Source organism: Trichocoleus sp. ST-U2 (genome assembly GCF_039961875.1).
Taxonomy (GTDB): domain Bacteria; phylum Cyanobacteriota; class Cyanobacteriia; order Cyanobacteriales; family FACHB-T130; genus FACHB-T130.
This window is the reverse complement of the sequence record NZ_JAMPJY010000007.1, coordinates 122,847-135,881: the sequence shown is the minus strand read 5'-3', so window position 1 is coordinate 135,881 and position 13,035 is coordinate 122,847. Positions and strand designations below refer to the sequence as shown.

10 protein-coding genes are annotated in these 13,035 nt (G+C 45.0%); 3 read left to right on the top strand and 7 right to left on the bottom strand.

All coding sequences use genetic code 11. From position 1 onward, the window contains the following. Positions 1-97: 97 nt before the first annotated feature. The 5 genes from NC996_RS06860 to NC996_RS06840 all read right to left on the bottom strand — a co-directional run bounded on the left by NC996_RS06860 (position 98) and on the right by NC996_RS06840 (position 7,438). A complete protein-coding gene (locus NC996_RS06860; RefSeq protein ID WP_190689536.1) occupies positions 98-2,275 on the bottom strand; it encodes a hypothetical protein in 2,178 nt (725 codons plus the stop codon). A 119-nt stretch (positions 2,276-2,394) separates the two neighbouring features. After that, the gene (locus tag NC996_RS06855; protein ID WP_190689533.1) at positions 2,395-3,342 is read right to left on the bottom strand and encodes a glycosyltransferase; all 948 of its coding nucleotides are present in this window, start codon (positions 3,340-3,342) and stop codon (positions 2,395-2,397) included. A 74-nt stretch (positions 3,343-3,416) separates the two neighbouring features. Beyond that, the gene (locus tag NC996_RS06850; RefSeq protein ID WP_190689530.1) at positions 3,417-4,514 is read right to left on the bottom strand and encodes a glycosyltransferase; all 1,098 of its coding nucleotides are present in this window, start codon (positions 4,512-4,514) and stop codon (positions 3,417-3,419) included. Positions 4,515-4,619: 105 nt separating this feature from the next. Beyond that, positions 4,620-5,912 (bottom strand): O-antigen ligase, encoded by a 1,293-nt coding sequence (locus NC996_RS06845; RefSeq protein WP_190689527.1) that lies wholly within the window; start codon positions 5,910-5,912, stop codon positions 4,620-4,622. A gap of 125 nt (positions 5,913-6,037) precedes the next feature. Further along, the gene (locus NC996_RS06840) at positions 6,038-7,438 is read right to left on the bottom strand and encodes an oligosaccharide flippase family protein (protein WP_190430197.1); all 1,401 of its coding nucleotides are present in this window, start codon (positions 7,436-7,438) and stop codon (positions 6,038-6,040) included. A gap of 874 nt (positions 7,439-8,312) precedes the next feature. Between NC996_RS06840 and NC996_RS06835 the strand changes: the two genes are divergently transcribed. The 3 genes from NC996_RS06835 (at position 8,313) to NC996_RS06825 (ending at position 9,469) form a co-directional block, all read left to right on the top strand. Continuing rightward, on the top strand, positions 8,313-8,750 hold the full coding sequence (locus NC996_RS06835; RefSeq protein WP_190689524.1) for a hypothetical protein: 438 nt from the start codon (positions 8,313-8,315) through the stop codon (positions 8,748-8,750). A 212-nt stretch (positions 8,751-8,962) separates the two neighbouring features. Then, positions 8,963-9,142, top strand: coding sequence for a hypothetical protein (locus NC996_RS06830; protein ID WP_190436319.1), 180 nt, complete (start codon positions 8,963-8,965; stop codon positions 9,140-9,142). Positions 9,143-9,283: 141 nt separating this feature from the next. Further along, positions 9,284-9,469: a hypothetical protein gene (locus NC996_RS06825; RefSeq protein WP_190678293.1), complete on the top strand. Its 186-nt coding sequence runs from the start codon at positions 9,284-9,286 to the stop codon at positions 9,467-9,469. Positions 9,470-10,171: 702 nt separating this feature from the next. Here NC996_RS06825 and NC996_RS06820 read toward each other — a convergent pair. Beyond that, complete coding sequence (locus NC996_RS06820; protein WP_190678295.1) at positions 10,172-11,359, bottom strand: glycosyltransferase family 4 protein; 1,188 nt, start codon at positions 11,357-11,359, stop codon at positions 10,172-10,174. Beyond that, complete coding sequence (locus tag NC996_RS06815) at positions 11,356-12,603, bottom strand: glycosyltransferase family 4 protein (protein ID WP_190689522.1); 1,248 nt, start codon at positions 12,601-12,603, stop codon at positions 11,356-11,358. Before NC996_RS06815 ends, NC996_RS06820 begins: the two co-directional genes overlap by 4 nt. Positions 12,604-13,035 lie beyond the last annotated feature (432 nt).

Below are 13,035 nucleotides of genomic sequence, written 5' to 3'. Positions count from 1 at the left end.
CAGCCTCATCACAGGCGTTTCAAGTTGGAGGCTGGGAGCGGGAAAAAGCAAACTTTCAGTGACGGAGTGCGATCGCCCGCGTGGAAGATGAAGCCGCCTATCCAGAGGAACCATCTGGTTTTCCGTAGTAGATGCCCCTACCATTGGTACCGATAAACACCAGCCCAAACTGCTGCCAACTCGCCTCCATCACATTTGGCTCACCACCGATAGGATTCTCTTGAGAGCCAATGCTCGTCCAAGTTTGGCCTCTATCAAGAGAACGAAAAATTCCCTCGCCCATACCAGCAACTTTTCCATAGAGATAAAGTGCCGGAGTCGTGCTGCCATCCGGCGGTTTCCCGAAGGCAAACAAATGCGCCCTCTCTACTGAAGGCAGCTTAGTCAGCGTCTTGCCACCGTCTGTTGAACGGTACAAACCATTCCAATCCAGACTAAGCCACACCTCATCTTTCACACCCGGAACTGTTTTCAGCCTGCACCACAAATCTGCCCAATACTCGCTTTTAATCGATGAGTTAACAACCTGAAACGATTCACCCCTATCAGTACTGCGATAAACTTTGCCTTCGCTGTAATAGTAAAACGTGTTGCCATCTACTTTATCTGCGGCCAACGGCTCACCCCAATACCAGGGGCCTTTAGCCCCATTAGGTAGCCCCGACACTTTACTCCATGACGCGCCGCCATCAGTTGTCTGTATCGGCTGAGCCTCACTGAGAGTCACGACAAAATTGTTTGGGTTATTTGCCGATATAGCTACGCGCAACGGCATTGCCTTTGAGGGAAATGACCCAAACTTCTTCCAAGTCAATCCGCCGTCTGTCGAAGTTGTTCCGCCATTGTGGATTGGTTCCCACTCCACACCACCAACCCGCACCACCCGCGACGGGTCGCTTTCGGAGTAGGTAATACCGTAAGTATGCTGAGGCCAAGGTCCGATACCGCCCATCCTTTTCGATGGATAAGAATTAAGCCCATTGTTGTGATTGAAACCGTCTACATCGGCTACACCACTCAATAACACAGCACCTTTTGGAGGTGCAGCTAGGGCGAAAGCGACTATCTCTTCTTGTCCTTGCTGATAGTTAGCCCAAGTCACCGGATTGGCGTTGATATTGTCTGTTTGCCAAATTCCAGAACCATTCGTCAACCAAACTTTTCCCGGCACTTTCGGGTCAAATTCAATTGCTGAAACCCACGATTCAAACATGGCATCATGCCACCAAGAAACCGTGTGGTTTATATTTGCCTTTTTTTCTGTCCAAGTCGCTCCCCCATCTAAGGAACTATAGAGGATTTTGCTAGTTATTTGACCTAAAGATACTACTAAATGATTGGGATTCGTTGGGTTAACACCCAAGGCATTGAAAAACGCTGGCTTGCCATCTGGAGTGATGTTACTCCAGGTTCCACCAGCATATTTGCTAACTCCTGATTTGTGCGTAACGTAGAGAATACCGTTGCTGGAAACAGCCATTCGCTGTGCCTGTGTCGGGCTTCCCTGGATTTTGCTCCAAGTATTACCCGTGTCAGTAGATTTATAGATTCCATCTCCATAGACATTTGCGTAGACTAAACCGGGCGATCGCTTGTCAAACGCAATGCCTAAAATTCCAATTCCTTTTGTCAGATTCGGGGAAAAAGAAGTAACTCTAGCCCATGTCGCCCCCGCGTCAGACGACTTCCACAACCCATCGTGCCGCGAACCAAAAAAGATTACTTTAGAGTTAGACGGATCGACAGCTAACCTTTCTCCTGCCCACCGCTCTTCGGAGTTGCTGTCCATCCCTAAGTCTATCTTCAACTTAGTCCAAGTTTTTCCTCGATCGCTAGACTTGAAAATTGACCCCTTTGGCTCCCACTGGGAGTATTTGCCTGCCGCCATGTAGACAATATTTGCATCATTTGGATCGACGGCTAGTGCTTCTCCCCCGTAATAAGTTTTTTGGGCAAGTGGAAAGCTGTCATTTAAAGGAATCCAACTTTTATCTGCTGCATTCCAGCGATAAAAACCACCAACGTCAGTTCTGATATAAACAAGATCCTTTTCTAAAGGATGGGGGTAGACACCTGTAACAAACCCACCTCCACCTATAGAAACGTTAGCCCAGCGATATCCATTTCCCCCGATCGAGTAGATGGGTGCTGCGGCTACAGATGCTATGCCAAGGCTTTTGTATGTTTGCGGTTGTTGGTTGCTAGTGGCACACGCAGCAATAATTCCCACCAAAATAGGCAAACCAGTCAAAGCGATAAATTTTGGTATTTTCATAATTTATAACCAAAGATAAACACAGATGAACACCAATCACTTATTTGTGTAAGTCTCTGTTCATTCCCGATTTCATTCCCAGTAAATTAATGGTGTACGAGAAGTTATATTGCTTAAGTTTAATATTTAGGATTTTTTACAAAATTATAGAAAGCTCTAATATAGATTTTTAGTTTATCTATCGGTTTTACGGTGGCAAGATGATTTTTAACAAGTTTTTTAAACTCCGCATCCATTTCTCCATTCCGGAGATACACACCCATTCCTGTCGCCATCATGTGGTTAGAAAACTCATAAAATGATGGGAATTTGACTCCTATCCAATAGCCTAAAAGGATATTGATCTTGGCGGTTCGCTTCTGATAGTCTTTTGATTTCCCCTTAGTCTCTTTTCCGATAGCATTGGCGTTCTTCCCATGTACCCGATAAAGACTTAATTCCTTATCCAAAACGATCCCTTTACTTAGCCCTAATGAGCTAAAAATTAAAAAAGCATCATTGAGCAAAGTGCTTCCTGCTTTATCCGGCATTGGCAGAATTTGTTGTAAGAGTGACCGTTTCAAGCAAAGACCAGAGGTGGAGGGGTAGGGAAAGTTTTTGTAGAATCTGCCACTTTTCGTTAACTGTGTCAAATCGTACTCGCGGAATAAATCGGGACTGGTTTTAAGTTTTTTATCATTTATTTCCACTAACTTTTCGTCCACAAATTTAAGAGGATGGAAACACCAACCTAAATCTGGGCGATCGCCTAATGCTTCTACTACTTTTTCTGCTTTTTCAGGTACAAAAGTATCGTCAGCATCCAAAAAGCAAACAATATCTCCTTTACTCGCCGCAAAGCCTGCATTGAAAGCTGAAGCTTGTCCCCCATTTTCCTTTAGCACCGGGAGAATTTTATCGCCATAACTGGCAATAACTTCTCGTGAGTTGTCGGTAGAACCGTCGTCCACCACAATTACCTCGACGTGGGGATAGGTTTGCCTTAGGGCGCTATCAATTGCCTGTGATAGGAAACGAGCATAATTGTAGTTATTAATGGCGATGCTAACTTTAGGGTTGCTGTTCATGCTTTTAGTGTTGTTATGAGCGTCTGGTTTGAGTAGTGACAATAGCAGCAAGCTTGGGAAGAACACAGCAATGCCTATGAATCAATACCCAATACTTGCCGATACTGTGCTACAGACTTTTCCAGGGAGAACTCATCAGCTCTTAGCCGCAGTGCTTCCGAGTCAGAAGGCTTATCTAAGGTAGTCGCGATCGCTTCTGCTAAACCTTTGACATCTCCAACACTGACTAACTGACCGTACTTTCCGTTTGCTAAAATCTCTTCTGGCCCGCTAGGACAATCGGTAGAAACTACCCTAGTTCCCATAGCGATCGCCTCAATGAGTACAGTAGGCAATCCTTCATATAAAGAAGATAGGACGAATACTGCTGAAGATGCCATATAAGCATAGGGATTCGCCACAAACCCAGGTAAAGCCACATTCGATGCTACACCCAATTCCTGCACCAAAGCTTCAAGCTGCGATCGCTCCGTTCCCTCCCCTAAAATCATCAGCCGCGCCGGACGCTGTTGTTGCACTTGAGCAAAGGCGCGAATCAAAGAAGGAAAGTCTTTCTGCTTTTCCAGGCGTCCCACACCCAAAATCACCGGAGGCTGTCCCGCCTCAAACCAAGGATGTTCCACAAGTTCACTGGCTTTTTTGAACAGATCCGGGGTAACAACTGGGTTGTAAATAACTTTGATTTGCTCTTTTGCTAATCCTAGATGCACCAAATCATCAGCCGACCCTTGAGACACACTAACAACTGCATCAGCCATCGGGTAAAACCAGCGTACCAAGTAAGGTGCAATTCGCCTTTTCAGCTGCTTAGAGTTTTGCGCCTCTTGGGACAGGGTGTTATGTACGCTCACTACCACTCTTGTAGATACACCAGCCAACCTTCGAGCCAACAAAGCCACGATATTCGTATCTTCCAAAGCCGAAAGCAAAGCTGTAGGTTTATTTTCTTTCAGATAGCGTACCAAGGCGGGGAGACTTGATAGCAGCCGCTTACCTTTCAAGTCCACAATTCTCACCTCTGGCGGTACTAGAGACAGATAAGGTCCTTCCACCTTCACTAAAACTAAGTCTACGCTTAAGCCTTGCTCGACAAAACCACGAGCCAAATTAACTAGGACTCTCTCAGCGCCACCGCCATATAGGGAAGTAAGAAAAATTGTTAGGCTAGACATTTTTATTTGAGGTTGAAAATACTTCTATTGCCTAATTCCCGCTCTCTGGGGAGGAGTTAAGGGAAGGGTTACTTGAAAAAGTTGGTAAATTTATTGCTAACCTTACTACGTTGTTTCAACTAATCCTTCCTTTCTTTCCTCCGTCTCAAACGACCTAATATTCGACATTGGGAGGCGCTTCAATGATAAGGTTACTGATACATACAATATCCAAAACAGAGAGTGCGGTTCTACAATTGTACTTTCGGTATAGTTATACATTAGTAAAAACGTCACGTAGGTTATGGGCCATAAATCTTCTGGTTCTTTAGTCGAACGCACCCATTTTATGGCTCTAAAATAGGTGAAAATAATACTAAGCCCAAAGAAGAATATCCCTACAAAGCCGATATCAACCGTCAAGTTTAAAAAGCCATTGTGAGCGTGGTATACCTTGTAGCGAAGTACACGCCAAACATATTCCGACTCCCCTCCATCCAGCCAAAATCCCTGATAACCATAGCCTAACCAAGGGCGATCCCAGATTTTTTCTATTACAGCATCCCAAATCTCTGTACGACCGCTGAGGGTAGGATCTTTGCCTAAGCTAAACAGCAAGTTATCCCAACTTGCCACGCCCCATGTAGCTAGACTTCCACCGATTAATATCAATGTAATGAAGAAGGGAATAGCTAAGTTGTCGCTCCACCGTAAAGCGCTGTAAAAAGGCAAGAGAATTATCAAAGTCAAGAAGATGATTAAAGCAGTTTTTGAAGTTGTAAGTACAATCACGCCAACGCAAATACCACAGACACCCCATACCAAGTAACGATATTTGCGAACGTTCAGAGCCACAAGTAAGGTAGACAATGCTGGTACCAGCATCAGGCGAGACAAGAGGTTTTTGTGTAACAAAGGCCCCCGCCAAGCTCCTGCATGAGTTCCACTTTCTATTCCACCTCCCCGAAAAACTAGGGTGTACATTACGGTAATTACTGCTCCTATACCCAGCGCCCACGCTATTATGCGTACTTGCTCTTTCAAGGTATAGCGCGAAGCCAAATACAGTCCAAACAAGGTTGTTTGTAATACATTGAGGCCAGCTTTTCTAGAAATAGGCGGAAAATCAGACCAAAAAAATGAGATTACAATCGTTGCGACTAAACCCCATAAGAAAACGTCTCTCAAAGCTGGACGAACAACACTTTTGAACCGGGCAAAAATAAAAAAGATTGTCCCTGCATAGACTCCCATCTGTAGCAGCGATATAATCTTGTCAAACACGGAAGAAACATAAACAGCGTAGCCAGCTGTTCCCTCCGAGGCATTGTTTAAGCTAGCAAAGTTTAATAATCCTGAGAACACTAGCAGCGCCAGAACCGAGAATCTCTTTTCAGCGAAATTTAGGAGTGGATTCACGACTTTAGAGGGTGGTAAAAGTATCTAGAATTAAACTCAAGTCTAGGTCTTTTCAGTCGGGTGAGGGGGGAGAAAATGACTTTTGACAAGTTTCTAGGATGATGCAGTTTTTGTTGAAGGTGGCGTTAAGCTTCGGATGATTTTTCCTGCTTCACTCCTTTGATACTTTTAATATAATCTCTCAGCTTCTGCTGGGTACTGGGCAACAATGCCACGACTACTAAGCCCAAAACTACCCACCATCCTAACTGGTAGGCAAACAAAGCTATTCCAAAGGTCCCGCACCACAAGCCAGCCAATCGATAGTCAGGACTGCCAATGTCCCGCACTAGGTAGAAGTGGATGACAATATAACTCGCTAAAGTCGCCACCTCAGCCCAGCCGTATCCCACTAATTCCAAGCGGGGTAACAGCACGAATGCTGCTCCTACAAAAAGAGCCATATACACGATGTGAAAAACTGTAACTTCCCAGTTCCGCCGCAAAACGTAGAGGGTTGAGGAATGCATATTAAACATGGAGTTGGTCAGATTGCTCAAGGCGATATAAGGATAGATCGCCACTACAGGAAGCCAGCGATCGCCAAACACCAATGGAATAAGCACAGGCAAAGCCCAGCTGACTACTACGAGCAGGGGTCCTAAAGCTAATATCTGAAGACCCATGCCCTCAGTGACAGCTCTGCGTAACCGTTCTCGATCTCCCTGCAAGCGCCCCAAGGTGGCAATGGAAATCCGCCACGTTGCGGTTTTTACGAAACTGAGAATGTCGATGATCCGGATGGCTAGGGCTACATATCCCACTGCCTCGGCACCAGCGTATCTACCTACTAGCAGGGGGTTGATCAGAGTACGTAGTTGCCACACCCAGACTGAGGTAGAAAATCCGATGCTGTATCCCAGCATCTGCTTAACTAAAACCCAATTCCAAGCAAAGCGGGGACGATATCCGGCACTCCAGTAGAGTAGTGCTAGAGTTTGAACTTGCTGTAGCCACCATCCAGCCACCAGCGCCCAAACTCCGGCTCCCCGAAAAGCCATTGGAAAGGCTATCACGTAGTAAACTAACTGACCGAGAAGTTCAATTAAAGCTACCCGCTTGTAATCTAGATTGCGCTCTAGCCGAGCCATCGGGACTTGATTGAGGAGAACGACGGGAAGTCCCAGAAACAAGACTTGCGCTACCGGGCGAAACCCTTGGATGTTCACCCAGCTTTCTATTAAGGGAAGCGCCAAAAAAGCTAAAAGCATTCCTGTAAACGCTTGCAGCAACAGCAGGGTGAAAGCTTGGTGATATACTCCGAGTTCCTCTTCCCCTTCCCGCCGCACCAGATAAACTTCAATGCCTAGCTGGCTGAGCATCTGAAGGTACAAAAATATACTGATGGTGGCAGCATAGAGACCGTATTTCTCCGGTCCTATGACTTTGGTAACTAGCATCACTCCTGCCAGACTGATGAATACTCCCAGTCCCTGACGCAGTACCAGGTAGACTCCTCCCCGCATGACTTGCGTTTTCAGGTTCATGCTTGTCCCTCAAAGTAGCAAATATTACGGAGAAATCCTTGATGTTCTACCAATGAAGACTTCCAGAAAAAGAGATTTATAGATAGCGATCGCAGCTTGGGAGTCTTTAGCGGCGCAAGATGCGGGAAAATCGGTAGAATGCTCATCAATTTTTTGAGCAGGTGGCTCAGCTCCAGCACATTTTTCTCCTTAGTTTGCCTTGGTTCATCGCTACTGCATCAGTAGACGGCCTTCTAAGGTCGTCAGCATATTTCATTGAATAAATAGTCAATTGCTACTAACGCTAGTACAGATTGGCAAAAATATCTCAGCAACAGTTAAAGCGATCGTACTTGGGTGCCAATCTCTTTTTAAGCAAGCAAATTTAATTTACCACAGACAACAGTGTGGATTTGTGAGAATTCCCCCCCAAAGTTTAAAGCTTTTATAAAGACACTGAATATTTACACATTTGGCATTGAGCTATGGAAGGCTTGATAATTCTTCATTAGAACTTCAACTTTATGAAATAGATAACTTACATTATTCTCTGCAAAATGTCTGTAATCTTACCAGTGTTTAGGCAATCATGATATTAAAACTTCTCCATCGGGCTGTGGCTCCTGTGTTTATTGGCACTATGCTTGGGTGTACTGCTAGTAGCAATAGGTAGCAACCAACAGCCGATTGTAGGCGCGGATCTTGTGTCCGTACCGATGGCACCCACTTCCTACGTCGCTGGGCTAACGTGTCGATAGGCAGTAGAGGGTTTGTTACAGGTGTTTATACTTACAACGCACAAAAGGATCTGGTTTAGATCAGAACCGACGTAGGTGGCTTTTATCGCTGGAATGCCGAAGATAAAACCTGCATTCGATTACATGACAGCTTCACAATGAAAGAGAAAACATATTACGGGGAAGAAGCGATCGCAACAGATCCCATCAACCCAAATATCGTTTACATGGCAGCAGGTAAATACTCCCAGCGGCAACCCAAAGGATCAATCTTTAAGTCCACAGAGCGAGGTAAAAACTGGACTAAACTAAACATAAACTTAGGGATAGACAGTAATGTTGAGCATTGCTGGGTGGGAAAAAGACTAGCCCTCAATCCGGCTAACTCCAACATTATTTTCTTTGATTCGCGGCACGATGGGGTGTGGAGATCCTCGAATGCAGGCGCGACAATGGGCGAAAGTCGCTTCTTTTTCCCCAACGCTTACCAAAGAGCGTTGGCATCTCGTCCGCGTTGGCGGTTCAAGGTGGCACTCAACTTATACAGAAGCAACTTCAACAGACGCTGGATTAACCTTCAACAGACGCTGGATTAACCTGGAAGAAGTTTGCGTCGTTTCCGGCATCAATTACCACTGCGCGTAGCGATATCGGCAACGCCATCCAAACTTGTTCGTTTTAGCTGTAAGTAAAGCTCTACCCCTACGCACCACTAATGGCGGCGCTTCAGGGAGTGCAGTGTCTGGACTACCAAATTGCTCAGAATGTCCCTGGTATTGAGATCAGCCCTTGGTGGCGAATAAAGTAGATGGAAATACTTTTTACTATTACAGCGACAGCAAAGTTTACCGCAGCACTGACCAAGGTGCATCCTTTAGCCTTTAGCATTGTCAACTCATCGATTCCCAATATTAGGAGTGACTACTATTCGTATGCGCTGAAAACAGTTCCAGATGCGAAAAATGAAGTCTGGCTCAGCTTAGACTAGGAAGGTTTATTCCACTCCACAGACGGTGGCAAAACGTTCGCTAAGCTGCCTTCAGTAGAAAAGGCGCATTTGTTTACTTTTGGGAAACCGCAGACCGGAAGGACAACTCCAGAGCTTTATTTGTATGGAAAAATTTCTGGTATGGGCGAGGGGATCTTCCGTTCTCTCGACAGAGGCAGAACTTGGATAAGCATTGGTTCTAGCCAAAATCCCATCGCTGGCGAGCCAAATGCGATGGAGGCGAGTTGGCAACAGTTTGGCTTGGTTTTCGTTGGTACCAATGGCAGGGGCATCTACTACGGAACTCCTGACGATTCCAAGGAGTAGGCTGCTTTATCTTCCGCGCCCGTACACGCAATTCGCCCCTGAATACTGGTTAAATTTACCCGAAAAGTACCAAGGCATTAGCCTTTAACAGAAGACGGTTCTTTCACGCTAGTAACACGTTCTGTTAAAGAATGATTTTGTAGTGCTGTTACTTGTGACAACACGTACGAGACGAGGGATTCAACCGTCATCAAGACTACCGAAAATGCCAATACTACGAAACCAGCAGCCGTGAAGAGAAACATGACGCTTGTAGAAATTAGTTTCTTGATAAAGGCGTTCATTTTGGTAAATAGTTTTGTTTACCCCTCTAGGATATGAAACACTACAGGGTCTTGACATCAGTGAATTTTTTGAATTTTTTGTAAAGAACTCCTTTATAAACCCGAAAACATACGGAGACGCTTTAAGTATATTTTTCTACAAATAAATTAAAGGATGTTTTTCTGATTTTGTCCTGAAAGCTAAGTTTTTTTAACTGAATGCTGCTAAATGCTGCTAGTAAATACGGAATTGAATGTAAATATGTGTGTCGCGCTTATAACACTGGTGAAGTGAGTGTTCATGGCTATTTTGTGTAAAAAAAATATAAAGATAATATAAAGACAAAAAATAGTAGGGGCGTACAGCTATTTGTGCGCCCCTATCACCTGGCAGGAAAATATTAAGTTATATTGACAATTTAGAAATGCAACAGCGCTCTTAAGCCTTGACCAGGTCTGATGGAACTGGAATTCGTTTGCCGTTTTCGTTGTCTAGTGGAGCAAGGGCGGTGAGTGTTCTGTACAACTCCAATGTTTCGCTAGTAATCTGGTTCCAGGTATAGTGTGCTTGCACATAACTCTGGGCGTTTTTAGCCATTACCGCCAATTCATTCTGGTGATTGATTGCCCATTCCAAGCTGCGGAGGCAGGAGTCTACATTTTTTACCTGGAAAAGCATCCCTCGGTTTTTGCCAATCAATTGCTGATGCACGGGAATGTCACTACCGAGTACGGGAACACCTTCCTGCATTGCTTCCAACATTGATAGAGGTAATCCCTCCAACTCAGAAGGAAGTACAAACAATCCCGCACCCCGAAGGATTTCTGCAAGACGGGGACCTCTAAGTTCACCTGTGAATATGATGTTCTTGTTATTCGCCGCCATCTCGGTGATCTCCGAGGTGAACTCATTGGTATCGCTGGTACCGCCCACCATGACGAGTTTCCATCCTTCTTGCTGAAGATTTTGGAAGGCTTTGATGAGTAAGTCGGGGCACTTTTCCGGTACGAGTCTACCTAAAAATAGAATATAGCGTCCCTGTTCCAGACCTAGCGAAGTTCCATAGCTAAAAGTAGGGTCTGAATCACCCATATTTGAGGGTGCGTTAGGAATATAAATTGTCTCCTTACCGTAAGTTTCCTTAAAGTATGAGCGCAGTTCCTCTGAGACGACGATCATGCTATCAGAGAAGCGGACAGCAGCACGTTCGCCGCGACGGATTAGGTCGCTAGAAGCTTTGTTCCATTTGGCACGTTGCCAATCTAAGCCATGACAGGTAACAACAACTTTTGCCGAGGAAGCAAGTTTGGGTAGCCAAGTAAAGAGGGCTGGTCCTAAAGCGTGGAAGTGAACGATATCATAACGCTTCGCATTGCAAGCGATCGCTCCCAGCGCCGAACTCAACAGAGCATCCATTCCCTTGATATTCAAGCTGGGTATGGAAACAACCTTCACACCATGAACGTTATAGTGGCTGAGCGAAACATCTCCAGTGTATGAGGAACGGGCAAACAAATCCACTTCATGACCCTGTTCCACAACCCGTGAATAAATTTCTTCACAGTGGTGCTCGATACCACCCTGTTTAGCAGGCAACCCTTTTGCTCCAATTACGGCAATTTTCATGGCGAAACCCCGGTAAAAGTTTTTTGATTAATCTGGCTAGTAGACAAATTCCGCTGTTGCCAGCGGCTTAGCATATCGCTGTAGATATCACCCACGACAGTCTTGGCACTGTAAGGTTTGGCAGCTTTAACGCATGCCTCGATTGGATAATCTCCACCGTTGTGCAGTACCTTCCGCAAGGCATCTGCAATTGCGGCTGGCGATCGCTCCTCGCACACCACTCCACTATCAGTAGTGAGTAGGTTTGGAGTTTCGCCGCATTGGGTTGTCACCACTGGCGTACCACTGGCAAGTGCTTCGAGAACGACCATAGGAAGACCTTCATAGGCGCTCGTTAGTACAAAAACACTACATACACGTTGCAACTGTGCAAGTTCTGCCTGGGCTAATGGTCCCAGCAGCGTTACCTGTCCGGACAATCCAAGGCGGGAAATCTCAGAACGTAGCTTATCCTTTAAGTCTCCATCGCCTGCTATGAGGAGGTGAACATTTGAATCGTTCAGGGCAGCAATGGAGCGGACTAGCAAGACGGGATCTTTCTGGGCGTGAAGGCGACCAGCAAATAGAATAAAGCGTGTATCTTCCGCTAAACCCATCTGCTGTGCAAGTGTGCGCCTACCTTTCTCTCGTTCATCTAAGGTCAATGGGTAGCAGATTTCGTTATCTACTGTGTTTTTGACGTAGGAAATGCGCTCTGCTATCTCTGGGTAATGCTGCTGGTAATGTTGCACCGATTCAGTATTACACGACAAGATTTGAGAAAACTGACTTACAAGATAGCGTTCGATAGCAAAATATGCTGCTGGAAAACGTTGCCACAGAATCGCATTTTTTTTGTCCGCAGAATTAATTTGCTTTTGAATATCGTTGTGAATAAAGAGAGTCTTTTCTCCTGACCAGTTGCGAGTAAAAAGTGTGGGTTCCAGCCTGTGAAAGTGCATGAAATCCGAACTCAAATTCCGACCCAAAAGGGCAGCCGTATATTTAATAGTGGTTGGTACTATTTTTTTAAAGTTATCGTTTTCTATAAAAAACAAGGGCATAAAGCGGATCTCTCTGCCTGCCAACTGGGCGTCTCTCCATACTCCTATGGGTTGCGATGGATCGTTCTCCGTGCCTACCAGCCGGATTTCAAACTCGCTAGGAGCGTATTTAACAAAAGTGCGTATGACTGTTTGTATACCCCCGATGCTAATGCTACTCGGATTGAACTGGTAGAAGATAGTCAAAACAGGTTTACGCATAACAATACCTATATATAGCTAGGTGTATTGGTTGTTTTTTTGTTGTGGCAAAGATTAATTAAGCAGTCTGTCAGTAGATTTATTTCAGCATGATTGCTTAGCTGACTTGAGAGTCTGAGATTCTCTTCCTCATAATTGCTTAGATTACTGTAAAACCCTACTTAAGTAAATTGAATTTGCCAGATTTTACAGAAAGTTCTCAAATTTCCCGCTTGACTTCATGGCAACTTTATAATGAGGTTCAAGACGCTATGAAGGCAAAAAATGGCTCAATTTTAACACTGCCCAATAATTTCTCCCAAACCCGAAAAACCCTGACCCAGCCATTCCTAAGCTTTTACCAAATCTAATACCACCCTAGAAGAGAACTCGTTACTCCTACTACTACTATCAAAAGTAGTAGTTATCAAATACTCCTTATGGAAGATGCGG

Bases quoted from the DNA above. Each gene is read 5' to 3' on its own strand.
- NC996_RS06840 (WP_190430197.1), bottom strand. From the start codon at position 7,438: ATGAACCTGAAAACGCAAGTCATGCGGGGAGGAGTCTACCTGGTACTG.
- NC996_RS06820 (WP_190678295.1), bottom strand. From the start codon at position 11,359: ATGAAAATTGCCGTAATTGGAGCAAAAGGGTTGCCTGCTAAACAGGGT.
- NC996_RS06815 (WP_190689522.1), bottom strand. From the start codon at position 12,603: ATGCGTAAACCTGTTTTGACTATCTTCTACCAGTTCAATCCGAGTAGC.
- NC996_RS06860 (WP_190689536.1), bottom strand. From the start codon at position 2,275: ATGAAAATACCAAAATTTATCGCTTTGACTGGTTTGCCTATTTTGGTG.
- NC996_RS06850 (WP_190689530.1), bottom strand. From the start codon at position 4,514: ATGTCTAGCCTAACAATTTTTCTTACTTCCCTATATGGCGGTGGCGCT.
- NC996_RS06835 (WP_190689524.1), top strand. From the start codon at position 8,313: ATGAAAGAGAAAACATATTACGGGGAAGAAGCGATCGCAACAGATCCC.
- NC996_RS06825 (WP_190678293.1), top strand. From the start codon at position 9,284: ATGGGCGAGGGGATCTTCCGTTCTCTCGACAGAGGCAGAACTTGGATA.
- NC996_RS06830 (WP_190436319.1), top strand. From the start codon at position 8,963: ATGGAAATACTTTTTACTATTACAGCGACAGCAAAGTTTACCGCAGCA.
- NC996_RS06855 (WP_190689533.1), bottom strand. From the start codon at position 3,342: ATGAACAGCAACCCTAAAGTTAGCATCGCCATTAATAACTACAATTAT.